Source organism: Amycolatopsis iheyensis (genome assembly GCF_024703995.1).
In the GTDB taxonomy this organism is placed as follows: Bacteria; Actinomycetota; Actinomycetes; order Mycobacteriales; family Pseudonocardiaceae; genus Amycolatopsis; species Amycolatopsis iheyensis.
In genome coordinates this window covers 95,026-120,238 of record NZ_JAMXQV010000011.1, presented here as the reverse complement: position 1 = coordinate 120,238, position 25,213 = coordinate 95,026, and the positions used below count along the sequence as shown (strand labels likewise).

23 protein-coding genes are annotated in these 25,213 nt (G+C 69.0%); 15 read left to right on the top strand and 8 right to left on the bottom strand.

Annotated elements, in window-relative coordinates:
* Nucleotides 1-3 precede the first annotated feature (3 nt).
* Genes M8542_RS21355 through nuoN form a run of 12 tightly spaced genes read left to right on the top strand, consistent with a single transcriptional unit; the run spans nucleotide 4 to nucleotide 14,720 of the window.
* A complete protein-coding gene (locus tag M8542_RS21355; protein WP_257921968.1) occupies nucleotides 4-753 on the top strand; it encodes an NADH-quinone oxidoreductase subunit C in 750 nt (249 codons plus the stop codon).
* A complete protein-coding gene (locus M8542_RS21350) occupies nucleotides 750-2,081 on the top strand; it encodes an NADH-quinone oxidoreductase subunit D (protein ID WP_257921967.1) in 1,332 nt (443 codons plus the stop codon). The genes M8542_RS21355 and M8542_RS21350 overlap by 4 nt, the downstream gene beginning before the upstream one ends.
* On the top strand, nucleotides 2,078-2,935 hold the full coding sequence (gene nuoE / locus M8542_RS21345) for an NADH-quinone oxidoreductase subunit NuoE (protein ID WP_257921966.1): 858 nt from the start codon (nucleotides 2,078-2,080) through the stop codon (nucleotides 2,933-2,935). The genes M8542_RS21350 and nuoE overlap by 4 nt, the downstream gene beginning before the upstream one ends.
* Nucleotides 2,935-4,218, top strand: coding sequence for an NADH-quinone oxidoreductase subunit NuoF (gene nuoF / locus M8542_RS21340; protein WP_257921965.1), 1,284 nt, complete (start codon nucleotides 2,935-2,937; stop codon nucleotides 4,216-4,218). Before nuoE ends, nuoF begins: the two co-directional genes overlap by 1 nt.
* Nucleotides 4,215-6,689, top strand: a complete 2,475-nt coding sequence (locus M8542_RS21335; protein WP_257921964.1) for an NADH-quinone oxidoreductase subunit G — start codon at nucleotides 4,215-4,217, stop codon at nucleotides 6,687-6,689. The genes nuoF and M8542_RS21335 overlap by 4 nt, the downstream gene beginning before the upstream one ends.
* Nucleotides 6,686-8,035: an NADH-quinone oxidoreductase subunit NuoH gene (gene nuoH / locus M8542_RS21330; protein ID WP_257921963.1), complete on the top strand. Its 1,350-nt coding sequence runs from the start codon at nucleotides 6,686-6,688 to the stop codon at nucleotides 8,033-8,035. Before M8542_RS21335 ends, nuoH begins: the two co-directional genes overlap by 4 nt.
* Nucleotides 8,022-8,546 carry an NADH-quinone oxidoreductase subunit NuoI gene (nuoI, locus tag M8542_RS21325; RefSeq protein WP_003081846.1) on the top strand — a complete coding sequence of 175 codons (525 nt, stop codon included), beginning with the start codon at nucleotides 8,022-8,024 and terminating at the stop codon, nucleotides 8,544-8,546. The genes nuoH and nuoI overlap by 14 nt, the downstream gene beginning before the upstream one ends.
* Nucleotides 8,543-9,391 carry an NADH-quinone oxidoreductase subunit J gene (locus tag M8542_RS21320; protein WP_257921962.1) on the top strand — a complete coding sequence of 283 codons (849 nt, stop codon included), beginning with the start codon at nucleotides 8,543-8,545 and terminating at the stop codon, nucleotides 9,389-9,391. Before nuoI ends, M8542_RS21320 begins: the two co-directional genes overlap by 4 nt.
* On the top strand, nucleotides 9,388-9,687 hold the full coding sequence (gene nuoK / locus M8542_RS21315) for an NADH-quinone oxidoreductase subunit NuoK (protein ID WP_003081840.1): 300 nt from the start codon (nucleotides 9,388-9,390) through the stop codon (nucleotides 9,685-9,687). The genes M8542_RS21320 and nuoK overlap by 4 nt, the downstream gene beginning before the upstream one ends.
* A 10-nt stretch (nucleotides 9,688-9,697) precedes the next feature.
* On the top strand, nucleotides 9,698-11,596 hold the full coding sequence (gene nuoL, locus M8542_RS21310; protein WP_257921961.1) for an NADH-quinone oxidoreductase subunit L: 1,899 nt from the start codon (nucleotides 9,698-9,700) through the stop codon (nucleotides 11,594-11,596).
* Nucleotides 11,596-13,146 carry an NADH-quinone oxidoreductase subunit M gene (locus M8542_RS21305; protein WP_257921960.1) on the top strand — a complete coding sequence of 517 codons (1,551 nt, stop codon included), beginning with the start codon at nucleotides 11,596-11,598 and terminating at the stop codon, nucleotides 13,144-13,146. Before nuoL ends, M8542_RS21305 begins: the two co-directional genes overlap by 1 nt.
* Nucleotides 13,147-13,148: 2 nt before the next feature.
* Nucleotides 13,149-14,720, top strand: a complete 1,572-nt coding sequence (gene nuoN, locus M8542_RS21300; protein WP_257921959.1) for an NADH-quinone oxidoreductase subunit NuoN — start codon at nucleotides 13,149-13,151, stop codon at nucleotides 14,718-14,720.
* A 48-nt stretch (nucleotides 14,721-14,768) separates the two neighbouring features.
* Here the strand turns inward: nuoN and M8542_RS21295 are convergent, their stop codons facing one another.
* The 5 genes from M8542_RS21295 to M8542_RS21275 all read right to left on the bottom strand — a co-directional run bounded on the left by M8542_RS21295 (nucleotide 14,769) and on the right by M8542_RS21275 (nucleotide 18,586).
* Nucleotides 14,769-15,443: an ESX secretion-associated protein EspG gene (locus tag M8542_RS21295; RefSeq protein ID WP_257921958.1), complete on the bottom strand. Its 675-nt coding sequence runs from the start codon at nucleotides 15,441-15,443 to the stop codon at nucleotides 14,769-14,771.
* Between the two features lie 27 nt (nucleotides 15,444-15,470).
* Nucleotides 15,471-16,769 (bottom strand): hypothetical protein, encoded by a 1,299-nt coding sequence (locus tag M8542_RS21290; RefSeq protein ID WP_257921957.1) that lies wholly within the window; start codon nucleotides 16,767-16,769, stop codon nucleotides 15,471-15,473.
* Entirely contained in the window at nucleotides 16,769-17,386 is a 618-nt protein-coding gene (locus M8542_RS21285; RefSeq protein WP_257921956.1) for a DUF3558 domain-containing protein, read from the bottom strand. The genes M8542_RS21290 and M8542_RS21285 overlap by 1 nt, the downstream gene beginning before the upstream one ends.
* Complete coding sequence (locus M8542_RS21280) at nucleotides 17,386-17,802, bottom strand: hypothetical protein (protein WP_257921955.1); 417 nt, start codon at nucleotides 17,800-17,802, stop codon at nucleotides 17,386-17,388. Before M8542_RS21280 ends, M8542_RS21285 begins: the two co-directional genes overlap by 1 nt.
* Before the next feature lie 142 nt (nucleotides 17,803-17,944).
* Nucleotides 17,945-18,586 carry a hypothetical protein gene (locus M8542_RS21275; RefSeq protein ID WP_257921954.1) on the bottom strand — a complete coding sequence of 214 codons (642 nt, stop codon included), beginning with the start codon at nucleotides 18,584-18,586 and terminating at the stop codon, nucleotides 17,945-17,947.
* Nucleotides 18,587-18,757: 171 nt separating this feature from the next.
* Here M8542_RS21275 and M8542_RS21270 point away from each other — a divergent pair, with 171 nt between their 5' ends.
* The 3 genes from M8542_RS21270 (at nucleotide 18,758) to M8542_RS21260 (ending at nucleotide 21,509) form a co-directional block, all read left to right on the top strand.
* Nucleotides 18,758-19,081: a DUF6204 family protein gene (locus M8542_RS21270; RefSeq protein ID WP_257921953.1), complete on the top strand. Its 324-nt coding sequence runs from the start codon at nucleotides 18,758-18,760 to the stop codon at nucleotides 19,079-19,081.
* A 116-nt stretch (nucleotides 19,082-19,197) separates the two neighbouring features.
* Complete coding sequence (locus M8542_RS21265; RefSeq protein ID WP_308210273.1) at nucleotides 19,198-20,250, top strand: polyprenyl synthetase family protein; 1,053 nt, start codon at nucleotides 19,198-19,200, stop codon at nucleotides 20,248-20,250.
* Between the two features lie 17 nt (nucleotides 20,251-20,267).
* Entirely contained in the window at nucleotides 20,268-21,509 is a 1,242-nt protein-coding gene (locus M8542_RS21260) for a sunset domain-containing protein (RefSeq protein ID WP_257921952.1), read from the top strand.
* Between the two features lie 46 nt (nucleotides 21,510-21,555).
* Here M8542_RS21260 and M8542_RS21255 read toward each other — a convergent pair whose 3' ends face one another.
* From M8542_RS21255 to M8542_RS21245, 3 genes are all read right to left on the bottom strand, one after another.
* Nucleotides 21,556-21,885 (bottom strand): VOC family protein, encoded by a 330-nt coding sequence (locus M8542_RS21255; protein WP_257921951.1) that lies wholly within the window; start codon nucleotides 21,883-21,885, stop codon nucleotides 21,556-21,558.
* Nucleotides 21,886-21,982: 97 nt separating this feature from the next.
* Nucleotides 21,983-23,047 carry a 2-oxoacid:ferredoxin oxidoreductase subunit beta gene (locus tag M8542_RS21250; protein WP_257921950.1) on the bottom strand — a complete coding sequence of 355 codons (1,065 nt, stop codon included), beginning with the start codon at nucleotides 23,045-23,047 and terminating at the stop codon, nucleotides 21,983-21,985.
* Entirely contained in the window at nucleotides 23,047-24,972 is a 1,926-nt protein-coding gene (locus tag M8542_RS21245; RefSeq protein WP_257921949.1) for a 2-oxoacid:acceptor oxidoreductase subunit alpha, read from the bottom strand. The genes M8542_RS21250 and M8542_RS21245 overlap by 1 nt, the downstream gene beginning before the upstream one ends.
* Nucleotides 24,973-25,213 lie beyond the last annotated feature (241 nt).

Sequence of the window (25,213 nt, the reverse complement as noted above, 5' to 3'; positions counted from 1 at the left end):
GCCATGGCTGAGAACCCGAAACCCGGCGAAGAGCAGTCCAGCGCCGACCGCCCCGAAGGCGGCCTCGAGCCGCAGGGCACCCGGCCCGCCGAACCGGTCGTCACCGGCCGCGAACGCCAGGGCATGTTCGGTGTCCACGGCACCGGCGACACCTCCGGCTACGGCGGCGTCCGGCTCCCGGCCTACAGCCCCGCGCCGGCCGAGCGCCCGTACGGCGGCTGGTTCGACCAGTTCGCCGACGAGTTCTACGCGGCCCTGGCCGACCACAAGATCCCCGCCGAGTCGATCCTCCAGACGACGGTCGACCGCGGCGAAATCACCTTCTACGTCGCCCGCGAGAAGCTCGCCGAGATCGCGAAGGTGCTGCGTGACGACGGCGGTCTCCGCTTCGAGCTGCTGTCCTCGGTGTCCGGTGTGGACTACGGCGTCGACGTCCCGCAGCGGCTGCACGCGGTCTACCACTTCACGTCGCTGACCTACCGCCGCCGGATCCGCCTCGAGGTCACCCTCGACGTCGAGGACGCGCACCTGCCGTCCCTGGTCGGGATCTACCCGACGGCGGACTGGCAGGAGCGCGAGACCTGGGACATGTTCGGCATCGTCTTCGACGGTCACCCGGCCCTGACCCGCATCCTCATGCCGGACGACTGGGACGGCCACCCCCAGCGCAAGGACTACCCGCTCGGCGGGATCCCGGTCGAATACAAGGGCGCGGAGATCCCGCCGCCGGACCAGCGGAGGTCGTACTCGTGACTGTCAACGACGAAACCACCGAAGTTCCCGAAGCCGACTCGCGCGACACGACCGAAGGCCGCGTCTACTCGGTTTCGGGCGGCGACTGGGACGACGTCATCGCCGACGCGGCGCACGACGAGCGCATGGTCATCAACATGGGCCCGCAGCACCCGTCGACGCACGGCGTGCTCCGGCTCGTGCTGGAGATGGAGGGCGAGACCGTCACGCAGCTGCGGTCGGTCATCGGCTACCTCCACACCGGCATCGAGAAGAACTGCGAGTACCGGACCTGGACCCAGGGCGTCACCTTCGTGACGCGCATGGACTACCTGGCCCCGCTGTCGACGGAGATGGCGTACTGCCTCGGCGTCGAGAAGCTGCTCGGCATCCAGGCGCCGCGGCGCGCGGAGCTGCTGCGCGTGATGCTGCTGGAGATCAACCGCATCGGCTCGCATCTCGTCTACATCGCCACCGGCGGCATGGAGCTCGGCGCCACCACCGCGATGACGCTCGGCTTCCGCGAGCGCGAGGTCGTCCTCCACCTGCTGGAGCACCTGACCGGCCTGCGCATGAACCACGCGTTCATCCGCCCCGGCGGCCTCGCGCAGGACATGCCCGAGGACTACCGCGAGAAGGTCACCGAATTCGTCAAGACGATGAAGGAACGCCTTCCGCTGTACGACAAGCTCTTCACCGGGCAGCCGATCTGGCGCAACCGGCTCAAGGGCGTCGGCTACCTGCCGGTTGACGCGTGCCTCGCGCTCGGCGTCACCGGCCCGGTGCTGCGCAGCGCCGGCCTGCCGTGGGACCTGCGCAAGACCGAGCCGTACTCCTGCTACGACGAGTTCGACTTCGACGTCCCGGTCGACAACGGCGCCGACTGCTGGTCGCGCTACCTGATCCGGGTGCACGAGATGCACGAGAGCCTCAAGATCATCGAGCAGTGCCTGGAGAAGCTCGAGCCGGGCCCGGTCATGGTCGAGGACAAGAAGGTCGCCTGGCCCGCGCAGCTGTCCATCGGCAGCGACGGCATGGGCAACTCGCTCGAGCACGTCAAGAAGATCATGGGCCAGTCGATGGAGTCCCTGATCCACCACTTCAAGCTGGTCACCGAGGGCTTCAAGGTGCCGGCCGGGCAGGTCTACACGGCGGTCGAGTCGCCGCGCGGCGAGCTGGGCGCGCACCTGGTCTCCGACGGCGGCACCCGGCCGCTGCGGGTCCACGTGCGCGAACCGAGCTTCGTGAACCTGCAGTCGATGCCCGCAATGGCCGAAGGCGGCCTGGTCGCGGACGTGATCGCCGCGATCGCCTCGATCGACCCCGTCATGGGGGGAGTGGACCGATGACCACAGCAGTTCCCGAGCCGGGCGCCAAGGACGCCGCGACGACGCACGCCGCGGCCGGGCCCGACACCGACGTGATCGCCATCGCGCCCGACCCCGAAGTGGCTGCCGGGATCCTCACCGAGGCGCCGCTGGAAGACATCTTCGACGAAGGTGTCGTCGGCCGGGCGCAGGACCTGATCGCGCGGTACCCGCAGTCGCGCTCGGCGCTGCTGCCGATGCTGCACCTCGTGCAGTCGGTGCAGGGCTACGTCAGCCAGGAGGGCATCGCGTTCTGCGCGAAGCAGCTCGAGCTGTCCGACGCCGAGGTCAGCGCGGTCGCGACGTTCTACACGATGTACAAGCGCAAGCCGTGCGGCGAGCACCTCGTGAGCGTCTGCACCAACACGCTCTGCGCGGCCATGGGTGGCGACGCGATCTACAAGAAGCTCCAGACGCACCTCGGCTCGGACGGGGAACCGCTGGGGCACAACGAGACCGCGGGCACGCCGAACGAGCCGGGCTCGATCACCCTCGAGCACGCCGAATGCCTCGCGGCCTGCGACCTCGCGCCGGTCATCCAGGTCAACTACGAGTTCTTCGACAACCAGACCGAGGAGAAGGCCGTCGCGCTCGTCGACGCGCTGCAGGCGGGCAAGAAGCCGGCCCCGACGCGCGGCGCCCCGCTGACGAACTTCAAGGGCGCCGAGCTGCAGCTCGCCGGGTTCTTCCCGGAGGACGAGCGCCAGTACCGCACGGACATCGACGGCCCGTCGCAGGCCGTCGAGACGCTGCGCGGCGCGAAGCTCGCCCAGGACCGCGGCTGGGTCGCCCCGGTCGCGCAGGATGTCCCGCTGCCAGAAGTGGAGAAAAAGTAATGGCTGACCCCATTACCCCGGTCCTCACGAAGCGCTGGCTGTCGCCGAACTCCTGGCAGATCGGGACGTACGAGGCACTCGAGGGCTACACCGCCGTCCGGAAGGCCCTGGCCGGGACGCCGGAGCAGCTCGTCCAGCTGGTCAAGGACTCCGGCCTGCGTGGCCGCGGCGGCGCGGGCTTCCCGGCCGGCATCAAGTGGTCGTTCATGCCGCCGAACTTCGACAAGCCGCACTACCTGGTGATCAACGCCGACGAAGGCGAGCCGGGCACCTGCAAGGACATCCCGCTGATGATGGCGGACCCGCACTCGCTCATCGAGGGCTGCATCATCGCCTCGTACGCGATGCGGTCCAACCACTGCTTCATCTACGTCCGCGGCGAGGCGCTGCACTGCATCCGCCGCCTCAACGCGGCCGTGCGCGAAGCCGAGGCCGCCGGCTACCTGGGCGAGAACATCCTGGGGTCGGGCTTCGACCTCAAGATCACCGTCCACGCGGGCGCGGGCGCGTACATCTGCGGTGAAGAGACGGCGCTGCTCGACTCGCTGGAAGGCCGTCGTGGCCAGCCGCGGCTCAAGCCGCCGTTCCCCGCCGCCGCCGGCCTGTACGCGGCGCCGACCACGGTCAACAACGTCGAGACCATCGCGAGCGCGCCGTTCATCGTCAACGGCGGCTCCAGCTGGTTCCGCGAGATGGGCCGCGAGAAGTCGCCCGGCCCGAAGATCTACTCGATCTCCGGCCACGTCGAGAAGCCCGGCCAGTACGAGTGCCCGCTCGGCACCACGCTGCGCGAGCTGCTCGACATGGCGGGCGGCATGAAGGACGGCGTCCCGCTCAAGTTCTGGACCCCGGGCGGCTCGTCCACCCCGATGTTCACCGCCGAGCACCTCGACGTTCCCCTGGACTTCGAAGGCGCGGCGGAAGCCGGTTCCATGCTGGGCACCACCGCCGTCCAGGTCTTCAACGAGACCGTGTCGGTGCCGTGGGCCGTGATGAAGTGGACCCAGTTCTACGAGCACGAGTCCTGCGGCAAGTGCACGCCGTGCCGCGAAGGCACGTACTGGCTGGCGCAGATCCTGGAGCGCATGGTCGAGGGCCACGGCACCGAGGAGGACATCGACACCCTCCTCGACGTCTGCGACAACATCCTCGGCCGGTCGTTCTGCGCCCTCGGCGACGGCGCGGTGTCGCCGATCCAGAGCGGCATCAAGTACTTCCGGGACGAGTTCCTCGCCCTGTGTGAGTCCAACAAGCGTGAACTGGTGGGAGCGCAGGCATCATGACGATCGCCCCCGACAAGCCCGAGACCACCGAGACGCCGGTCCCCGAAGGCCACGTCAAGCTGGTCATCGACGGCGAAGAGGTCATCGCCCCCAAGGGCGAGCTGATCATCCGCACCGCCGAGCGCCTCGGCACGGTCATCCCGCGGTTCTGCGACCACCCGCTCCTCGACCCGGCCGGCGCCTGCCGCCAGTGCCTGGTCGAGGTCGAGATGGGCGGCCGGCCGATGCCGAAGCCGCAAGCGTCCTGCACGATGACGGTCGCCGACGGCATGGTCGTCAAGACCCAGCTGACGTCCGGCGTCGCGGACAAGGCCCAGCAGGGTGTGATGGAGCTGCTGCTCATCAACCACCCGCTGGACTGCCCGATCTGCGACAAGGGCGGCGAGTGCCCGCTGCAGAACCAGGCCTTGGCGCACGGCCGCACGGACTCCCGGTTCGTCGACACCAAGCGGACGTTCCCGAAGCCGCTGCCGATCTCCTCGCAGGTGCTGCTGGACCGCGAACGCTGCGTGCTCTGCCAGCGCTGCACCCGGTTCTCCCGCGAGATCGCCGGCGACCCGTTCATCGAGCTCCTCGAACGCGGCGCCCACCAGCAGATCGGCACCGCGGAGACGGCGGACGTCCTGGACCTGGCCTCCCGCACCACCAGCGGCCAGCCGTTCCAGTCCTACTTCTCCGGCAACGTCATCCAGATCTGCCCGGTCGGGGCCCTGACGAGCGCGGCGTACCGCTTCCGGTCGCGCCCGTTCGACCTGGTGTCCGCGCCGAGCGTCTGCGAGCACTGCTCGTCCGGCTGCGCCGAGCGCACCGACTTCCGCCGCGGCAAGGTCCAGCGCAAGCTGGCCGGCGACGACCCGGAAGTCAACGAAGAGTGGCTCTGCGACAAGGGCCGCTTCGCCTTCCGCTACACCGGCGCCGAGGACCGCATCCGGCGCCCGCTGGTCCGCAACACCGAGACCGGCGAGCTGGAAGAGGCGTCCTGGACCGACGCGCTGCGCATCGCCGCGGCCGGGCTCACCGAAGCCCGCGCCAACGGCGGCGTCGGCGTCCTGCCCGGCGGCCGGCTGACCGTCGAGGACGCCTACGCGTACTCGAAGTTCGCCCGCGTCGCCCTCGGCACCAACGACGTCGACTTCCGCGCCCGCCCGCACTCGGCCGAGGAGCTCGCGTTCCTCACCTCGCACGTCGTGGGCGTGACGCCGGAGTCCGGCGTCACCTTCGCCGAGATCGAGCGGGCCCGCACGGTCCTGTGCGTCGCCTTCGAGCCCGAGGACGAGGCGCCGATCGTGTTCCTGCGGCTGCGCAAGGCGGCCCGCAAGAACCGCACCCGAGTCGTCCACTTGGGACAGTGGACGACGTCGTCGGTGCGCAAGACGTTCGGCGAGCTGCTCGCCTGCGTCCCCGGCGCCGAAGCCGCGGCCATCGAAGGCATCGCCAAGCACGCGCCGGACCTCGACGAGGCCCTGCGCGGCGAGCACGCGGTCGTCCTGGTCGGCGAGCGTGCCGCGCAGGTGCCCGGTCTGTTCTCCGCACTGCACGAGCTGGTTGAGCGCACCGGCGTCCGGCTCGCGTGGATCCCGCGCCGCGCCGGCGACCGCGGCGCGCTGGCCACCGGCTGCGTGCCGACGCTGCTGCCGGGCGGCCGCCGCGTCGGTGACGACGCCGCTCGCGTCGCCGTGGAAAACGCCTGGGGCGTCCCGGTTCCGGCCACGCCGGGCCGCGACACCACCGGCATCCTGAAGGCCGCTTCGGGCCGCGAGCTCGGCGGCCTGGTCGTCGGCGGCGTCGACCCGTTCGACCTGCCGGACCCGGACCTCGCGCTGCGCGCGCTGGACAACGCCGGTTTCGTCGTCAGCCTCGAGCTGCGGCACAGCGCGGTGACCGAGCGCGCGGACGTCGTGCTCCCGGTGGCGGCGTCGGACGAGAAGGCCGGCAGCTACCTGAACTGGGAGGGCCGCACCCGCCCGTTCGACGTCACCCTCGAAGGCACCGGCGCCCTGCCGGACTGCCGGGTGCTCGACACCCTCGCCGTCGAGATGGACGCGGACCTGTTCACGCAGACGCCGGCGGCCTCGCGCGGCGACTTCGAGAAGCTCGGCAAGGCTTCGGCACTGACCTGGGGTTATGTCGCCGCCGAGACCGGCGGGGCCACGGCGGCCCCGGCTGCCGGCCAGGCGGTCCTGTCGACCTGGCGCCAGCTGATCGACAACGGGTCCCTGCAGGACGGCGAGCCGCACCTCAAGGGCACCCAGCGCAGGCCGGTCGCGCGGCTGTCCGCGACGACCGCCGCGGGCCTCGGCGCCACCGTCAAGGTGAGCACCGAGCGCGGTGCGATCACGCTGCCGATCGAGGTCGCGGACCTGCCCGACGGCGTCGTGTGGCTGCCGGGCAACTCCGACGGCTCCGCCGTGTTCAAGACGCTCGGCGCCGGGCACGGCGCCGTGGTGAACCTCGCTGGGGGTGAACAGTGACACCGTTGGTTACCGAGGCCGCTGTGGGCAGTGTCCCGGACGCGGCCACGCGGGCGGCACTGCTGGCGGACGACCCGTTCTGGCTGATCCTGATCAAGTGCGTGGTCATCCTGCTGATCGGGCCGATCTTCACGATCTTCCTGATCGTCTGGGAGCGCAAGGCCGTCGGCCGGATGCAGAACCGGCCCGGCCCCAACCGCGTCGGCCCCGGCGGCTACCTGCAGTCCCTCGCGGACGCGATCAAGCTGCCGTTCAAGGAACAGATCATCCCGGACACGGCCGACCGCAAGGTGTACTTCCTCGCGCCGGTCATGTGCGTGGTGCCCTCGCTGATCGCGCTGTCGGCCATCCCGTTCGGCCCGGTGGTGTCGATCTTCGGCGAACGGACCGTGCTGCAGCTGCTCGACCTGCCGGTCAGCGCGCTGGTGATCCTGGCCTGCTCCTCGATCGGCGTCTACGGCATCGTGCTCGCCGGCTGGTCGTCCGGCTCGCCGTACCCGCTGCTCGGCGGCATGCGCAGCGCGGCGCAGGTGATCTCCTACGAGATCGCGATGGGGCTCTCGATCGTCGCGGTGATCCTGCAGGCCGGCTCGCTGAACCTGGCCGACATCGTCGGCGCGCAGCAGCGCTGGTGGTTCCTCCTGCTGATCCCGAGCTTCGTGATCTACCTGATCTCGATGGTCGGCGAGACCAACCGCGCCCCGTTCGACCTCCCGGAGGCCGAGTCGGAGCTGGTCGGCGGTTTCCACACCGAGTACAGCTCGATGAAGTTCGCGATGTTCTTCCTCGCCGAGTACGTCAACATGGTGATCGTCTCGGCGTTCGCGACGACGCTGTTCCTGGGCGGCTGGATGGCCCCGTGGCCGCTGTCGCTGATCGGGAACAACGTCCTCAACACCGGCTGGTGGCCGGTGCTGTGGTTCTTCGCGAAGATGTTCGTCCTGCTCTTCGGGTTCATCTGGCTGCGCGGCACGCTGCCCCGCCTGCGCTACGACCAGTTCATGCGCCTGGGCTGGAAGGTCCTGGTCCCGCTGAACCTGGTCTGGATCGTCCTGGTGACCTTCGCGAAGACGATCTCCTGGAACGTCCCGGCCATCATCATCGCGGCGGTCGCGCTCTTCATCGTCGTCGCGCTCTTCCTCTACGTCCGCGCTTCGGGCCGCGAGGAGGAGACCGAAGTCGTCCCGGTGACCGGCGGCGGCTTCCCGGTTCCGCCGCTGGACCTCAAGGTCCCGCAGACCACCCCGCGTCAGAAGGCTTTGGCCAAGGCCGAGGCGAAGGCGGCCCGCCGCAAGCCGGCGGCCGTCGGTACCGCACAGGAAGGAGCGCAAGATGGGGTTTCTTGATCCCGTCAAGGGCTTCGGCGTCACCTTCGGGATGATGTTCAAGAAGGTCGCCACCGAGGAGTACCCGGAGGCCGGCGCGCCGGCCGCCCCGCGCTACCACGGCCGGCACCAGCTGAACCGCCACCCGGACGGCCTCGAGAAGTGCGTCGGCTGCGAGCTGTGCGCGTGGGCGTGCCCGGCGGACGCGATCTTCGTCGAGGGCGGTGACAACACCGAGGAGGCCCGGTACTCGCCGGGCGAGCGGTACGGCGCGGACTACCAGATCAACTACCTGCGCTGCATCGGCTGCGGCCTCTGCATCGAGGCGTGCCCGACGCGGTCGCTGACGATGATCAACTTCTACGAGCTGGCCGACGACGACCGCCAGCGGCTGATCTACACGAAGGAAGACCTGCTCGCCCCGCTGCTGCCCGGCATGGAGCAGCCGCCGCACCCCATGCGGCTCGGCGAGAACGAGCAGGACTACTACGTGAACGGCCCCGAACTCGCGCGCGGGGAGGGCGTCAAGTGATCTCCGCGCTTCTCGCCCAGGCCCCGACGGGTGCCGCCGCCGGTGTCACGACCGGCGAGGCCATCGCGTTCTGGATCCTCGGGCCGCTGTCCCTGCTCGGCGCGCTCGGCATGATCTTCTCCCGCAACGCCGTGCACTCGGCGCTGTGGCTGGTGCTGACCATGCTGAGCCTGGGCGCGCTGTACATGATCCAGTCGGCGCCGTTCCTGGGCTTCACGCAGATCATCGTCTACACCGGCGCGATCATGATGCTGTTCCTGTTCGTGCTGATGCTGGTCGGCCGGGAAAGCTCCGACTCGGTCGTCGAAGTCCTCCGTGGACAGCGGCTCGCGGCGACGGTGCTCGGCATCGGGATCGCCGCGCTGCTGGCGACCGGCATCTACCGGGCCATGGAGAACGTCACCCCGGCGACCCCGCTCGACTCGACGACGTCGGCCGGCGGCGGTCCCAAGGGCCTCGGCAAGCTGATCTTCACCGACTACCTGTTCCCGTTCGAGCTGACGTCGGCGCTGCTCATCACCGCCGCGATCGGCGCGATGGTGCTGGCCTTCACCGACCGGCACGGCAAGGGCGGCAAGAAGACGCAGAAGGAACTGGTCGTCGAGCGCTTCCGCGGCGAGCACGACCGGCCGTCGCCGCTGCCCGGCCCGGGTGTCTTCGCCACCGCCAACTCGGTGGCGACGCCGGCGCTGCTGCCGGACGGCTCGGTCGCCCCGGAGTCGCTGTCGGACATCATCGAGTCGACTTCGGCGATCGAGCTGGCCAAGGAGCGCAAGCTCGTCAAGGACGAGGGACCGCACCCGGACGCGCACGCGCTGGTCGCTTCGGAAGGGGAGAAGGAATGACCCCGACGTACTACCTGCTGCTGTCGGCGCTGCTGTTCGCGCTCGGCGCGGTCGGCGTGCTGGTGCGGCGCAACGCGATCGTCGTGTTCATGTGCATCGAGCTGATGCTCAACGCCGTGAACCTGTCGCTGGTCACCTTCGCGCGGATCAACGGCGGGCTCGACGGCCAGATCATGGCGTTCTTCGTCATGGTCGTCGCGGCCGCCGAGGTCGTGGTCGGCCTGGCGATCATCATGGCCATCTTCCGCACCCGGCGCTCGGCCTCGGTCGACGACACCAACCTGCTGAAGTACTAGGAGACACCGAGTGACCGCATCATCGTGGCTGCTGGTGGCCCTCCCTGCCCTCGGCGCGCTCGTCCTGCTGCTCATGGGCAAGCGCGCGAAGGCCTGGGGGCATCTGCTCGGAACGGCCACCGTCACGCTCGCCTTCGTCTACGGGCTGATCCTGTTCTTCACCGCGAACACGGGCACCACGACGGACACCAAGCTCTACTCGTGGATCCCGGCCGGCGCGCTGCAGATCGACTTCGGCCTGCGGGTCGACGCGCTGTCGCTGACGTTCGTGCTGCTCATCACCGGCGTCGGCATGCTGATCCACTTCTACTCGATCGGCTACATGTCCGACGACGAAGGCCGGTACCGCTTCTTCGCGTACCTGAACCTCTTCGTCGCCTCGATGCTGATCCTGGTGCTGGGCAACAGCTTCGTGACGCTGTACCTCGGCTGGGAGGGCGTCGGTCTCGCGTCCTACCTGCTCATCGGCTGGTACCAGGGCCGCCCGTCCGCCGCGACCGCGGCGAAGAAGGCGTTCCTGATGAACCGCGTCGGTGACGTCGGGCTCGCGCTGGCCATCTTCATCATGTTCAAGTACGCGGGCTCGACCGGCTACGCGCAGGTCTTCCAGGCGATCGGCGACGGCAAGTTCTCGCCGGCGGCGATCACCGCGATGGCGATCCTGCTCCTGCTGGGCGCCTGCGGTAAGTCCGGCCAGTTCCCGCTGCAGGCCTGGCTCCCGGACGCGATGGAGGGCCCGACCCCGGTGTCGGCCCTGATCCACGCGGCAACGATGGTCACGGCAGGCGTCTACCTCGTGGCCCGCTGCAACCCGATCTTCAACGCCACCGACGACGCCCGCTTGATCGTCACGCTGGTCGGCACAGTGACCCTGCTCCTCGGGTGCATCGTCGGCTGCGCCTACGACGACATCAAGAAGGTCCTGGCGTACTCGACGGTCAGCCAGATCGGCTACATGATGCTGGCCGTCGGCATCGGCCCCGCCGCCTACGCGCTCGGCATCATGCACCTGGTGGCGCACGGCTTCTTCAAGGCCGGGCTGTTCCTCGGTGCCGGTTCGGTCATGCACGCCATGAACGACGAAGTCGACATGCGCAAGTTCGGCGGTCTGCGCAAGAAGATGCCGATCACCTACGTCACCTTCGGCCTCGGCTACCTCGCGCTCATCGGGTTCCCGCTGCTGTCCGGCTTCTGGACGAAGGACGCGATCATCGAAGCGGCCTTCGCGCAGGAGGGCTGGCGTGGCTGGGTCATGGGTGGCGCCGCGCTGCTGGGCGCCGGGCTGACCGCGTTCTACATGACCCGCCTGATGGTGATGACCTTCTTCGGCAAGGAACGCTGGAAGGAGCTCAAGTCGGCCGACGGACGTGAGTTCCACCCGCACGAGTCCAAGCCGATCATGTGGGTGCCGATGGTGATCCTGTCGCTCGGCTCGATCTTCGCCGGTGGGCTCTTCACGCTCAACAAGTCCTTCGTGACCTGGCTGGCCCCGGTGGTCGGCGAGGCGCCGGAAGAGCACCTGGCGATCAACAAGTGGCTCATGTCCGGCATCGTGGTCGCGGTCTCGCTGGTCGGCGCCGTGGTCGCGTGGCTGATCTTCCGCCGTGACGTCCCGGTCGAGCAGCCGCAGCGGGTCTCGTTCGTCACCCGCGCGGCCCGCAAGGACCTCTACGGCAACGCCCTCAACGAGACGCTGGTCGCCCGCCCGGGCACCTGGCTCTCGCGGGCGCTGGTGTTCGTCGACAACCGCGGCGTCGACGGCGCGGTCAACGGCCTCGCCGCCTCCCTCGGCGGCGGCTCCGGCCGGCTGAGGCGGCTGCAGACCGGGTTCGTCCGGTCCTACGCGCTGTCGATGCTGGGCGGCACGTTCCTGCTTCTGGCGGCTCTCCTGCTGGTGAGGTTCTCCTGATGACCTGGTTGCTCATCCTCATCCTGGTGCCGCTCGCCGGCTCCCTGGTGCTGGCGTTCCTCAAGGGGAACGACCGCGCCGCGGTGCTGGCCGCGCTCGGGTTCTCGATCCTCGAGTTCCTGCTGATCATCCCGTTCTGGCTCAGCTACTCGCCCTCGGGCGCGCGGCTGCAGATGACGTCGAGCTTCGACTGGATCCCGAGCTTCGGGGTGCACATCGCGTTCGGCACCGACGGCATCTCGCTGATCATGATCGCGGTGATCGCGCTGCTGGTGCCGATCGTCGTCGGCGGCCTCGGCACCATGGACAAGCTCCCGGCGGGGCGCAGCGCGGGCGGGTTCCTGTCGCTGATCCTGCTGCAGGAGGCGCTCACGATCGGCGTGTTCGCCGCGACCGACGTCTTCCTGTTCTACGTGCTGTTCGAGATCATGCTGATCCCGATGTACTTCCTGATCGGCGGCTACGGCGGCGCGAACCGGCAGTACGCGGCGGTGAAGTTCTTCCTCTACTCGTTCCTCGGCGGCCTGATCATGCTGGCGTCGGCGATCGGGGCGTACTCGCTGGCGTCGGACAAGCTCGGCAAGGGCACGTTCGACTGGGCCACGCTGGTGACAGTGGTGCGCGACGCGCCGCTGCACACGCAGATCTGGCTGTTCCTCGGGTTCTTCCTGGCCTTCGCGATCAAGGCGCCGCTGGTGCCGTTCCACACCTGGCTGCCGGACGCGGCGGGGGAGGCGCCGATCGGCGTCGCCGTCCTGCTGGTCGGCGTGCTGGACAAGGTCGGCACGTTCGGCTTCCTGCGCTACTGCCTGCCGATGTTCCCGGACGCGAGCAAGACCCTCGCCCCGCTGGTGCTGGTGCTCTCGGTGGTCGGTGTCCTCTATGGATCGATCCTCGCCGCGGGGCAGCGGGACATGAAGCGGTTCATCGCCTACGTGTCCATCGCGCACTTCGGGTTCATCTCGCTGGGCATCTTCGCGTTCAACGAGCAGGCGATGGTCGGCTCGGCGACGTACATGCTCAACCACAGCCTGGCCACCGGCATGCTGATCGTGGTGATCGGCCTGGTGATCGCGCGCGGCGGCTCGTCCCGCATTTCGGACTACGGCGGCATGGCCAAGGTGACCCCGTTGCTGGCCGGGCTGTTCCTGCTCGCGGGTCTGTCCACGTTGTCCCTGCCGGGCACCAACTCCTTCGTCTCGGAGTTCCTGGTGCTCATCGGGTCCTATGTGGACCAGCCGGTGTACACGATCCTCGCCACGGTCGGCATGGTCCTCGCCGCGGCGTACGTCCTCTGGCTCTACCAGCGCGTCATGCAGGGCCCGGTCCGCGGGGACGCCCTGGTGGGCGTCGGTGGCGGTCCCGGCACGGCGATCGCGCCGGAGCTGGGCGCGAAGAAGGCGATCCGCGACCTCGGCGGTAAGGAAATCGCCCTGCTCGCGCCGCTGGTCGTGCTGATCATCTTCCTCGGCTTCTACCCGAAGCCGGTGCTCGACACAGTCACCCCGACGGTGCAGCAGACGCTGTCCGCGGTCCAGGGAGGCAAGTAACCGTGCTCGACATCCTCCTGACCCAGGCACCGGAGCCGCCCGTGCAGGTGCCGTCGGTGGCCTACGCCGCGGTGCTGCCGGTGCTGATCATCTTCGGCGCGGCGTGCGTGAGCGTGCTGGTGGAGGCGTTCTTCCCGAAGGCCTCGCGGTTCGGCGCCCAGGTGGGCCTGAGCCTGCTGGCGATCGTCGCGGCGGGCGTCAGCCTGTTCGTGTACGCGACCGGGGACGCGCCGGCGGGCGGCATCACGACGTTCAGCCGGGCGATCTCGGTCGACGGGCCGGCGCTGTTCCTCTGGGGCACGCTGCTGGCGCTGGCGCTCGGCGCGGTGCTGCTGATCTCGGACCGCGTGGTGGAGCCGGGCGGCGCGCTGGTCGCGCAGGCCGGCATCCGCCCGGGCACGCTGCAGGACCGCGCGCAGACGGCGACGGTCATGCAGACCGAGGTGTTCCCGCTGACGCTGTTCGCGCTCGGCGGCATGATGGCGTTCTGCGCGGCGAACGACCTGCTGACGATGTTCATCGCGTTGGAAGTGCTGTCGCTGCCGCTCTACCTGATGTGCGGTCTCGCCCGGCGTCGCCGGCTGCTGTCGCAGGAGTCGGCGGTCAAGTACTTCCTGCTCGGCGCGTTCTCCTCGGCGTTCTTCCTCTACGGTCTGGCGCTGCTGTACGGCTACGCGAACTCGATCAAGCTGGCGGACATCGCGGCCGCGGCGGCGGGTTCGGACCGCTCGGACACGCTGCTGTTCGCCGGGCTCGGCCTGCTGGTCGTCGGCCTCCTCTTCAAGGGGTCGGTGGGCCCGTTCCACACGTGGACCCCGGACGTGTACCAGGGCGCCCCGACGCCGGTGACGGCGTTCATGGCGGCGTGCACGAAGGTCGCGGCGTTCGGCGGGATCCTGCGGGTGCTGTCGGTGGCGTTCTCGTCGACTTCGTGGGAATGGCGCGGAGTGCTGTGGGGCGTGGCGATCATCTCGATGGTGATCGGCGCGGTGCTGGGCCTGACGCAGACGGACGTCAAGCGGATGATCGCGTACTCGTCGATCGCGCACGCGGGCTTCCTGCTGATCGGCGCGATCGCGATGACGCGCGACGGGTTGTCGAGCACGCTGTTCTACCTGCTGGCGTACGGCTTCACGACGATGGCGGCGTTCGGCGTGATCAGCTTGGTCCGCGACTCCTCGGGCGAGGCAACGCACCTCTCGGCGTGGGCGGGTCTCGCGAAGCGGTCGCCGCTGGTGGCCGGCGTGTTCACGTTCTTGCTGCTGGCGTTGGCCGGTATCCCGCTCACATCGGGTTTCGTCGGGAAGTTCGTGGTGTTCTCGGCGGCCCTGTCGGACGGAATGGCCCCGCTGGTGGTGATCGCCCTGGTGTTCAGCGCGGTGGCGGCGTTCTTCTACCTCCGGGTGATCGTCCTGATGTACTTCTCGGAGCCGGCGGCGGACGGCCCCTCGGTGACGGTCCCGGGCTTCGGCACCGGGACGGCGATCTTCCTGGGCACGGCGGTGACGCTGATCCTGGGCCTGGTCCCGGCCTTCGCTCTTTCGTGGGCGGGCGCGGGCGGTTTCGCTTCTTGAGTTTGTTTTCCGGGCCGCCACTCCCTGTTTTTCCGGGGGGTGGCGGCCCTATTTCATGGTCCGGGCGATCTGATCGCCGGGCAGAACGCTGATGTAGCCGTCGGCGAGGGTGATGCCGACGCGTCCGGCGTCGAGGTCGAGGTAGCTGAGGGTCTGGTCCCGGTCGTCGGAGTAGAGCTGTCCGATGCCGTAGTAGGGCTGCTGGAGGATCGCGTCGAGCTCCTGCGCTTCGCGGCTGCGGGCGGGGGCGTCGTCGAAGATGTCGCTTTCCGGTGGTTTCCGGAAGTCCTCCTGTGGAAGCGAGAAGGCTTTCAGGTCGGCGGACGGATACACCGGCAGGGCGGCGACAAGCGCGTCGACGGGATCGATGGTCAGGCCGGTGAGTTCGATTTTTTGACCCCGGCAGAGAACGCTCACGGCACTCCGCCCGTTGACGGCGACGAGGATGCCGAATTGTTCGGTCATGTCCCGGGCGTAGCCGTGGAGCTGCCGCGCGGGCCGGTCGATGAGGTGCAGGACGTCCTCGAATTCGGGCGTGAAGCCGTCGCCTTGGGTGAAGCCGTATTCGCTGAGTTCCTCGAAGGCTTCACGGTCGGCTTTGCCTTTGCCGGCGGGCGGGACGTAGCGGAGTCCGCCGGCGAAGACGGGATGCGGGTCGCCACAGCCGACGTTGCGCATGGCGGTCAGCAGGGTGTTCAGCGAGAACTCTGCCTTGAGCACCACGGTTTTCCTCCCCTTTGTCGTGGTGCGCTAGCGCCGGTTTTCGCCGATGACCGGCGGCATGGGCTTTTCGGTGAAGCCGCCGAAGGTTTCGTCCGGGTCGGGGTTTTGCAGGTAGGGGGCTTTTTTCTTTTCGCGGTCTTCTTCTTTGTTGCCGCGCCCGCCCGGGGCACCGCCCATGGGCATGCCGTTGGCGCCTCGCTGCCCGGCGGCGCCCCGGCCTGCCAGGCGTTCCTCGGGGAGGCGGGCGCCGGAGCCTGGTCCTGCGCCTGTTCCTCGCCCCGCTCCCATTCCTGTCCCTGTTCCTGTCCCTGTTCCCGGTCCTGCGCCTGGTCCGCGCATGCCGGGTTGGCCTGGGCGGTACCCGGTCGTTGCCCCTGTTCCGGGCCCTGTTCCGGGTCCGAACCCGCCGCCGGTGCCGGGCCCGAAGTTGCTGTAGGGGGTGTAGGAGGTGTTCCCACCCCCGAGGTTGCTGACGGGCTGCCCGGTGGGCCCGAACTGATACCCGCCCTGGGCGGCAGGCGGATTGACGGGCTGGGGAACGTAGTTGTTGGCGTGCGTGCTGTCCTGGCCCTGCCCGGGCCCGGTCGGCTGCTGGGTCTGGCCGGCAACCTGCTGCTGAAGTTGCTCTCGCGACGGCTGGACGTCCTGCCGGTTTTGCTGCGAGGGAACCTGGGGCTGGTTCGGATTCCGGGCCCATTGACCGGTATCGGTGGCGGTGCTGCTTTTGCCGGTGGCCTTCCCGGTGGTCTTCCCGGTGGTTTTGCTCTGGGTGCCGTCCCCTGGAGTGGTCATGGAGACAGGAGCCCCGGAGTCACCGAGCTGCGCGTACTGGGCGGGCATCTGGTAACCATTGGTGGAGCTGGCGGAGTGATAGGCGGCAAAGGCGTCGATGTTGGCCTGGCTGTCGGCTTGCCAGCTGCTGACCTTGGCCTTGAAGGGCTCCCACCCATCACCGCTGAGCCCACCGACAATATCGGCCGAAGTAAGCTCCGGCGGCTGAGCGGAAACGGGCTTGACGGAGTTCTTGGCAGTACCAAAGGCATCCATCTGAGCCCCAACGGCAGTCTGGGCATTCTTGAGATGAACGGCATCATCAGCGGCGGCTTGAACGAGCGGGAGAGTCGCGTCGGCGGCGGAGTCGCCGGCACCGCCTTGCCAGCCGGACATGGTCTTGGCGCGGAGGGCACTGATGCGCTGAGCCCGCTCGATCATCCTGGTGGTCAGGTTGCTCGCCCCGTCTTGAGCATCGGCTAGAGAACCGATACCTTCCCCGCCCGTAATCTGCTCGTAGATCTGTGCTGCGGTCAGAGGTCCTTGTGTAGTCATCACTTCGCTCCGCGAATGTTGCCGAGGACGTACGAAGCAACACCGCGTGCTGCCTCGCAGGGATCCTTCTTTCCGATGTTTTCCTCGGACTGGCCAATCCCGATGTCCACAGTCTGTGTATCACTCGTACCGATAGCGATCTGGCATCTGCCGCGACTGGCGCGATCGTCGGCGAGCCCGTACGCGGCGACCGGGTAGCCGTCCACCGAAGCCAACGGCAAGAAGAACCGGTACTGAGCTTCGTAGACGCCGGTCAGGCCGCGATCGCTCACATGGGGAAAAATCACTATTACAGAAGCCTGTGTCACCCGCGGTGGATTAGCGCTGCAACTTGGGCCGGCAGGCGCCTTCAGATCCGTTTTGGGAGTCACGCCCGGTCCCAACAGTTCCGTGACCTGATCGGCGGTCAATGCGTCACACGGTGCTTGCGCGAAGCGTCCGATATCGATCGGATTCTCGACCTTCGGCACCCCAGGGCCTGGCAAGCCAGCGGCGGACGGGGGTATTGACGATGGACCCGATGTCGGGTTCGAAGGGGAAGCGGACCCGCCGGTGGTGGTTGTGCAGGCGGTGAGGATCAGCGCCGCTGTGCTCAGTGCGATGACGATGCGTCGCATCAGAGACTGCCCCCAGCCTGGTTCACGGTTGTTGTATGCGTGTCTTCCGTGGTGCTGTACTTGCCCAAGGCTGTTTCGAACTTCTTGGCCATCGAGCGGCAGTACTCCTCACGCGCAACCAACGTTGCGTGCAGTGCATCGCCGGAAGCCCGCACGTGCTCGGCATTGCCGCCGCTCGCGTATTCGGTGCCTGGGCCCTTCGCCTGTTGGAGCAAAGCGGCCTGGTTCTGGTCCTCGGCGAACTCGTTGGCCAGGTCGTTCCACTCGTGCATCAACTCACGAAGCGTGGCCTCGTCGTACTGGAACCCGGCCCCACCAGAGCCAGCATGAGGCTCACCCCCATAAGAACCCGTCCCCGGCACGATCGGGTGCAATGGCGCCCGTCGCGTCCCCGGGTCGTAAACCTCACCCGTCATCAGCTCTCCCCTAGCTAGCAGTGTGCTCCACCCCGAGCACCCTGCGTATCTGACGGCCAGCACATTACCAGGGTTCCCACCCCCGAAAAGCCGGAAAGAACGAGGGCCGCGACCCCCTCGGCCGCGGCCCTCGCACACCCACCTACGGCGTCGGTGAACAGGATGTGTGGCCGAGGATCACCTGGCCGCTGATCCCCGAAGCCGGCAGGAAGTTGATCCTCACCATCGTCAACCCGATGCTTCCGTCACCCGGCAGGTTCTGGATGTTGAACACCGCGTTCGCCAGCACCGTTCCGTTCGACTTCTTGATCGGCGACACGTACCCGACCGGGACCGGGCTCGGGGGGTTCGGGATACCCGACATCCCGCCGTAGCTCCAGTTCGCGTTCGTCTGGGTCTGGGTTGCCGTGCACGTCACCGTGAACGTCGACAGCTTGATGCGCGGCCCGCCCGCGCTCACCAGCGCCGACAGCTCGAAGTTCTTGCCCGTGGCCTTCGACGTGGTCGTCGTCGCGTCCGTTGCCGGGTCCGTCACCGTTGTCGTGCACGATGACGTTCCGCCGCCGAACGTGATGCCCGTCTTCGTCACCACCTGGGCCGTTGCCGTCGTCGGGCCGTCCACCGAGCACTTGCCCTGGACCGGCACCGTGATCGTCGAGCCCGACTTCGTGAACTCCGCCGAGCCGATCTGGGCCACTCCCGGCTGAGGGGCCGCCTGGGCCGGGGCTGCCACGGCGAGAGCGGCCAGCACCACCGTTCCGGCGAGCGTGATGGTCTTGCGCATGTCGCGTCCTCCTGGTCGAACGGGGAGAGCGACGCTCTTCCTCGAAGCTGAATATCCGCCCGCCGGAGTCGTCCGTTGCGCCCGAAAGCGCTGATCACCCCTTCGTGGATCATGAACCACCCGGTGGATAATCCCTTCGGTATCCGGATACAGGTCTGTACATTGACGCGCATGCCGACCTACCGCGTGCTCGTCCGGGGCAAGTTCGACCGGCCTACCCAGGCCACCCGCCAAAAGCTGCTCGACGCCCTGACCGAGGACGGCCTCCCCGGTCAGCTCTTCAGCGAGACCGGCACGCTCACCTACAGTCACCACCTCGGCGGCTTCAGCTTCCGGGTCGCGATCGACGTCGCCGCGGGTGACGACGCCACGCGGACCGCCCACGACCAGGCCGAGCTCATGGCCATGGAACTGCTCGAACGCGAGGGCTACCCCTACCGCGACCTGACCGTCAGCTCGACCTGCCTGGACGACATCCGGATCCGGCGCCGCTGAGGTGTCATGTTCGTCACCGTTTCCGCTGGACAGCGGGTAAACGACGGCGCGGGGTAGCCACTACGCTCAAGTGCATAACCCGACCGGTGCACGAGTAGAGCGGAGCCGACGTGTCTGTGCCTTCCCCAGCCCCCGGGGCGGGATCCCTCCCCGCTGCGCCGGGTGGCGCCCTCGAGGACCTGCGCGCGTCCGTCGGCCTGCAGATCGACGACGAAGCCCTGCTGCGCGCCATCGCCGGCGGGCTGGCCGACGTCGAGAAGCTGCTTCGCGACGTCGTCCGCAGTGACGTCCAGGCCGTCAACGACGCCGCGTTGCACCTGGTCGAGGCCGGGGGCAAACGCTTCCGTCCGCTGTTCACCCTGCTCGCCGCGCAGTTCGGCCCGAAGCAGGACGACCACGTGGTGATCGCCGCCGCCGCGGTCGAGCTGGTGCACCTCGCCACGCTCTACCACGACGACGTCATGGACGAGGCCGACATGCGGCGCGGCGCCGAGAGCGTCAACTCGCGCTGGGACAACACCATCGCCATCCTCACCGGCGACTTCCTCTTCGCGCACGCCTCCCGCCTGGTCGCCGACCTCGGCACGGACGCCGCGCGGATCATCGCCGAGACCTTCGGCGAGCTGGTCACCGGCCAGATGCGCGAGACCGTCGGCCCCGGCCCGGGTGACGACGCCGTCGCGCACTACCTCACCGTGATCGGGCAGAAGACCGGCTCGCTGATCGCCACCTCCGGCCGGTTCGGCGGGATGATGTCCGGCGCCGCCGAGGAGCACATCGGGGCCTTGCGGCGCTTCGGCGAGATCATCGGCGCCGCGTTCCAGATCTCCGACGACATCATCGACATCGCCTCGCCGTCCGACGAGCTCGGCAAGGCGCAGGGCACCGACCTGCGCGAAGGCGTCCGGACGCTGCCCATGCTGTACGCACTGGCCGACCCGGAGACCGACCCGCGGCTGACCGAGCTGCTCTCCGGCCCGATCGCCGACGACGCCCTCGTCCGGGAGGCGCTGGAGCTGCTGCGGGCGAGTAGCGGACTCGAACGCGCGCGCGTCACCCTTTCCGACTACGCTCAGCGCGCGCGAGCCGAGCTCACCGCGCTGCCCGCGTCACCCGCCCGGGACGCGTGCGAGTCGGTCGCCGACTACCTGGTCGCGCGCACGCACTAAACAGGGGCAGGAAAGAGATGTCCATTTTCGGACAGGTTTGGCTGTGGAGTCTCGCGGCGTTCTTCGTCGGCGTGCTGCTCACCTGGCTGGTGCTGGTGCTGCCGCTCCGCAAGAACGTGCGCAAGCTGGAGAGTTCGCTGGCGCAGGCCCACGCCGACGCCGCGCGGACCCCGGCGAACGCCGCCGGGCTGGCCGCGCCGGGCACCGAGGTGTTCGCCCGGCCGGAACCGCGGCCCGAGCCGGAGCCGACCCGGCAGGAGATGTCCTACCCGGGCACGCTCGTCGCGGCGCCGCTCAACCGCGACGACGTCCACGACGACATCGACGCGGACTTCGCCGAGCTCGACTCGCAGGTGCCGCCGGGGACACTGCCGGCGCCCGAGCCCGAGGAGGCCTTCCGGCCGGAGCCGGAGCCGGAGGCCGACGACCCGTACCGGTCCGCGGCCACCCAGTTCCTGACGCCGGTGCCCGAGCCGGAGCCCGAGGACCCGTACCGCGCCGCGGCGACGGAGTATCTGGTGCCCGACGAGGAGCCCGAGCCCGCCACGCCGGCGCTCTCGCGGCTCGAGCAGCAGCTCGACCCCGAGCCCGCCGCCGGTTCGCTGTTCCAGCCCCCGGGCCCGGACGAACCGGCGTCCACGCCGGACTGGTTCGACGAGCCGCCGGCCGAGCGGTCGGCGTTCGAGGAGCCGGTCGAGCGCACGCGCTACCTCAGTGAGCACGCGGGTTCGGGACGCCACGAAGAGTCCGAAGAGGACGAGACGCCGCAGTACGCCTTCGGCGGGGATGACGAAAGTGAGCCGGACGTGCCGCCGGAGACGCCGGCCGAGGCGACGCAGGTGCTGCCGAAGCGCCAGCCGCGCGAGTCCATGCGGGGCGGGTTCGACGCGCCGCAGCCGATCCAGCCGTCGATGCGCACGGTCGAGCGGCGCGACCCCGAGCTGTCCGGCGCCCACAGCGGCTCGCTGTTCGAGCCTTCGGTGCAGGCGAACGTGGCCGCCGCGGCGGTGTCGGCCCCCGAGCCGCCGCCCGCCCGCCAGACGAACGAGGACTCGGTGCCGCCCGGCCCGTTCGGCCCAGGTTCGGCGATGCCGCGGCCCGGTGGCGGCCGGCCGAGCGACGGCTTCGAGGTCAAGGCGAGCGTGACGGCGTTGCGGTACTGCACCGAGGAGTCCACGCAGTTCCCGAAGATGGTGGCCGAGGTGTGGTTCCGCACCGCCGAGGACGCCGAGCGGGTCGGGTTCCGGCCGCTCACCTGAGTTCCTGAACGCGAAAGGCCGCCTCCGGGCGGCCTTTCGCCGTTTTTCAGGCCGCTTGGAACAGGACCATGGCCGCGCCGCCGGGATCGGTGACGACCACCAGCGAGCCGACCGGCAGGTCGGTCCGCTCGCGCACGACCTTTCCGCCGAGCGCCACGGCTTTCGCCGCCGCGGAGTCCACATCGGACACCGGCGCGTAGGGCAGCCACTGCGGGGCGCGGTCGTCGTCCGGGGCGAGTTCGGTCAGGCCGCCCCAGGGCGTGCCGTTGTCGGTCAGCAGGGGCCCGGACGACTCCCAGCCGAGCAGTTCGCGGAAGAACTCCCGGCTGCCGTCCGCGTCGGTGGTCCGGACGTCGAAGAACACGAAAGGTCGCATGACCCAAAACTTAGGACACGTGTCCCAATTCTGGCAAGCCCGAAAACGCCGAAGGCCGCCACGCGCGGGGCGTGGCGGCCTTCGGGGACGAGTAAAGCTACGCGACCGTCCAGGTGTCCTTGCCGCGCAACAGGCCCTGCAGGTCGGGCGTGCGGGCCGCGCGGGCCTGCTCGACCTGCGCGCGGGCGCCGTCGTCGTAGGTCGGGCGCTCGACCTGGCGCAGGATGCCCGTCGGGACGTGGTTGAGGCTCTGGTCGCCCAGGCGCGAGAGCGCGAACGCGTACGACGTGTCGGCGATCGACGGGTCGTGCACCACCAGGCTGTCTTCGCCGATGTCCGCGACCTTCGCGACCTCCAGGCCGCCCCAGTCGCTGCGCTTGACGCCGAACTCCTGGTCCGGGCCGAAGCGGATCGGCTCGCCGGCCCGCAGCGGGATCAGCCGGGTGGCGGCCTCGTCGGCGTCCTTGAGGACGTCGAACGCGCCGTCGTTGAAGATCGGGCAGTTCTGGTAGATCTCGACCAGCGCCGACCCGCGGTGCTGCGCGGCGGCCTCGAGGACCTCGGTGAGGCCCTTGCGGTCGGAGTCCATCGCCCGGCCCACGAACGACGCCTCCGCGCCGATCGCCAGCGAGAGCGGGTTGAACGGCGTGTCGACCGAGCCCATCGGCGTCGACTTCGTGACCATGCCCTGCCCCGAGGTGGGGGAGTACTGGCCCTTGGTCAGGCCGTAGATCCGGTTGTTGAACAGCAGGATCTTGATGTTCACGTTGCGGCGCAGCGCGTGGATCAGGTGGTTGCCGCCGATGGACAGCGCGTCGCCGTCGCCGGTGACGACCCACACCGACAGGTCCGGGCGCGTGGTCGCCAGGCCGGTCGCGATCGACGGCGCGCGGCCGTGGATCGAGTGCATGCCGTAGGTGTTCAGGTAGTACGGGAACCGCGACGAGCAGCCGATGCCGGAGATGAAGACGATGTTCTCGCGCTTGAGGCCGAGCGTCGGCAGGAACGACTGGACCGCGTTGAGCACGACGTAGTCGCCGCAGCCGGGGCACCAGCGGACTTCCTGGTCGGACTTGTAGTCCTTGGCCTTCTGCGGCTCGTCGGTGGTGGGCACAAGGTCCAAGCCGCCGACAGTGGGGAGTCCGATGTCGATTGCGGTCATTACTTCGCCGCCTCCGTAGTGACGCTGGTGATGATCTCCGCGAACAGGTTCTGCAGCTCTTCGGCCTTGAACGGCAGCCCGGCGACCTTGGTGTGCGAGTGGACGTCCACCAGGTACTTCGCGCGCAGCAGCAGGGCGAGCTGGCCCAGGTTCATCTCCGGCACCACGACCTTGTCGTAGCTGCGCAGGATGTCGCCGAGGTTGGCCGGGAGCGGGTTGAGGTGACGCAGGTGGGCCTGCGCGATCGGCATCCCGAGCTTCCGGACGCGCCGGCACGCGGCGCCGATCGGGCCGAAGGACGAGCCCCAGCCCAGCGCCAGCACGCGGGCCTTGCCGCCGCTCGGGTCGTCGACCACGACGTCCGGGACGTCGATGCCGTCGATCTTCGCCTGGCGCAGGCGGACCATCTTGTCGTGATTGTCCGGGTCGTAGGAGATGTGCCCGGTCTTGTCGGCCTTCTCCAGCCCGCCGATGCGGTGCTGCAGCCCGGGCGTGCCCGGGATCGCCCACGCGCGGGCCAGCGTCTCGGGATCGCGCACGTACGGCCAGAACTCGCCGGAGTCGTTGTCCGCGTTGGGCTCCTGGGCGAACTCGACCCGCAGGTCCGGCAGCGTTTCGACGTCCGGGATCAGCCACGGCTCGGAGCCGTTGGCGATCGCGCCGTCGGACAGCAGCAGCACCGGCGTGCGGTACTTCAGCGCGATGCGCGTCGCCTCGATCGCGGCGTCGAAGCAGTCCGCGGGGGACAGCGGCGCGACGATCGGCACCGGCGACTCGCCGTTGCGGCCGAACATCGCCTGCAGCAGGTCGGCCTGCTCGGTCTTGGTCGGCAGCCCGGTCGACGGACCACCGCGCTGGACGTCGACGACGACCAGCGGCAGCTCCACCATCACGCCGAGGCCGACGGCTTCGGACTTCAGCGCCACGCCCGGCCCGGAGGTCGAGGTGACGCCGAGCGCGCCGCCGTAGGACGCGCCGAGCGCGGCGCCGATGCCGGCGATCTCGTCCTCGGCCTGGAAGGTGATGATGCCGAAGTTCTTGTGCTTGGACAGCTCGTGCAGGATGTCCGACGCCGGGGTGATCGGATAGGTGCCCAGCAGGATCTGCAGCCCCGAGCGCTGCCCGGCGGCGACGAGCCCGTACGCCAGCGCGGTGTTGCCGGTGATCTGCCGGTAGGTGCCCTGCTCCAGCTTCGCCGGCGCGACCTCGAACGTCGTCGCGAACGACTCGGTCGTCTCGCCGTAGTTCCAGCCGGCCCGGAAGGCCAGGATGTTCGCCTCGGCGATGTCCGGCTTCTTCGCGAACTTCTCGCGCAGGAACCGCTCGGTGCCCTCGGTCGGCCGGTGGTACATCCAGGACAGCAGGCCGAGCGCGAACATGTTCTTGCAGCGCTCGGCGTCCTTCTTGCCGAGGCCGGTTTCGGCGAGCGCGCCCTGGGTCAGCGTCGACATGGCGACCCGGTGCACCTGGTAGGCGGCGAGGGTGTCGTCGTCGAGCGGGTCGGTGGCGTAGCCGACCTTGGTCAGGTTGCGCTTGATGAAGTCGTCGGTGTTGAGGATGATCGTCCCGCCCTGCGGGACGTCGGCCAGGTTCGCCTTGAGCGCGGCCGGGTTCATCGCCACCAGCACGTCCGGCCGGTCGCCGGGGGTGAGGATGTCGTAGTCGGCGAAGTGCACCTGGAAGCTCGAGACGCCGGGGATCGTGCCCTGCGGTGCGCGGATCTCGGCGGGGAAGTTCGGCATGGTCGACAGGTCGTTGCCGAACGCGGCGGCCTCGGAGGTGAACCGGTCACCGGTCAGCTGCATGCCGTCACCGGAGTCACCCGCGAACCGGATGACCACCCGGTCCAGCTTGCTGACCTCGGTCGGCCTGGTTGCGGCGAGCGAGCCGTGACCAGCGCCGTTGCCGTTCGCACTCGTGCTCATGGGTCAGGGATTCCCTCTCTCCCGACGTTTGCGGCCTTCGGTCGCCTGGCCGGTCTCGTGGCAGGCGGATCACCGGGCGCTACCACGAGGTTAGCTCGCGCTCGACCGCGATGGTCCCGCACGTCCTGACAGTCGGACGACCTCATTGCTGCGCTGCCGGCCTCTGTGCTGGTCCGACAAATACCTGTAACCGATGGTAACGGTTATCTACCCGCCCACGCTGTGATACGCGTCTCTGGCC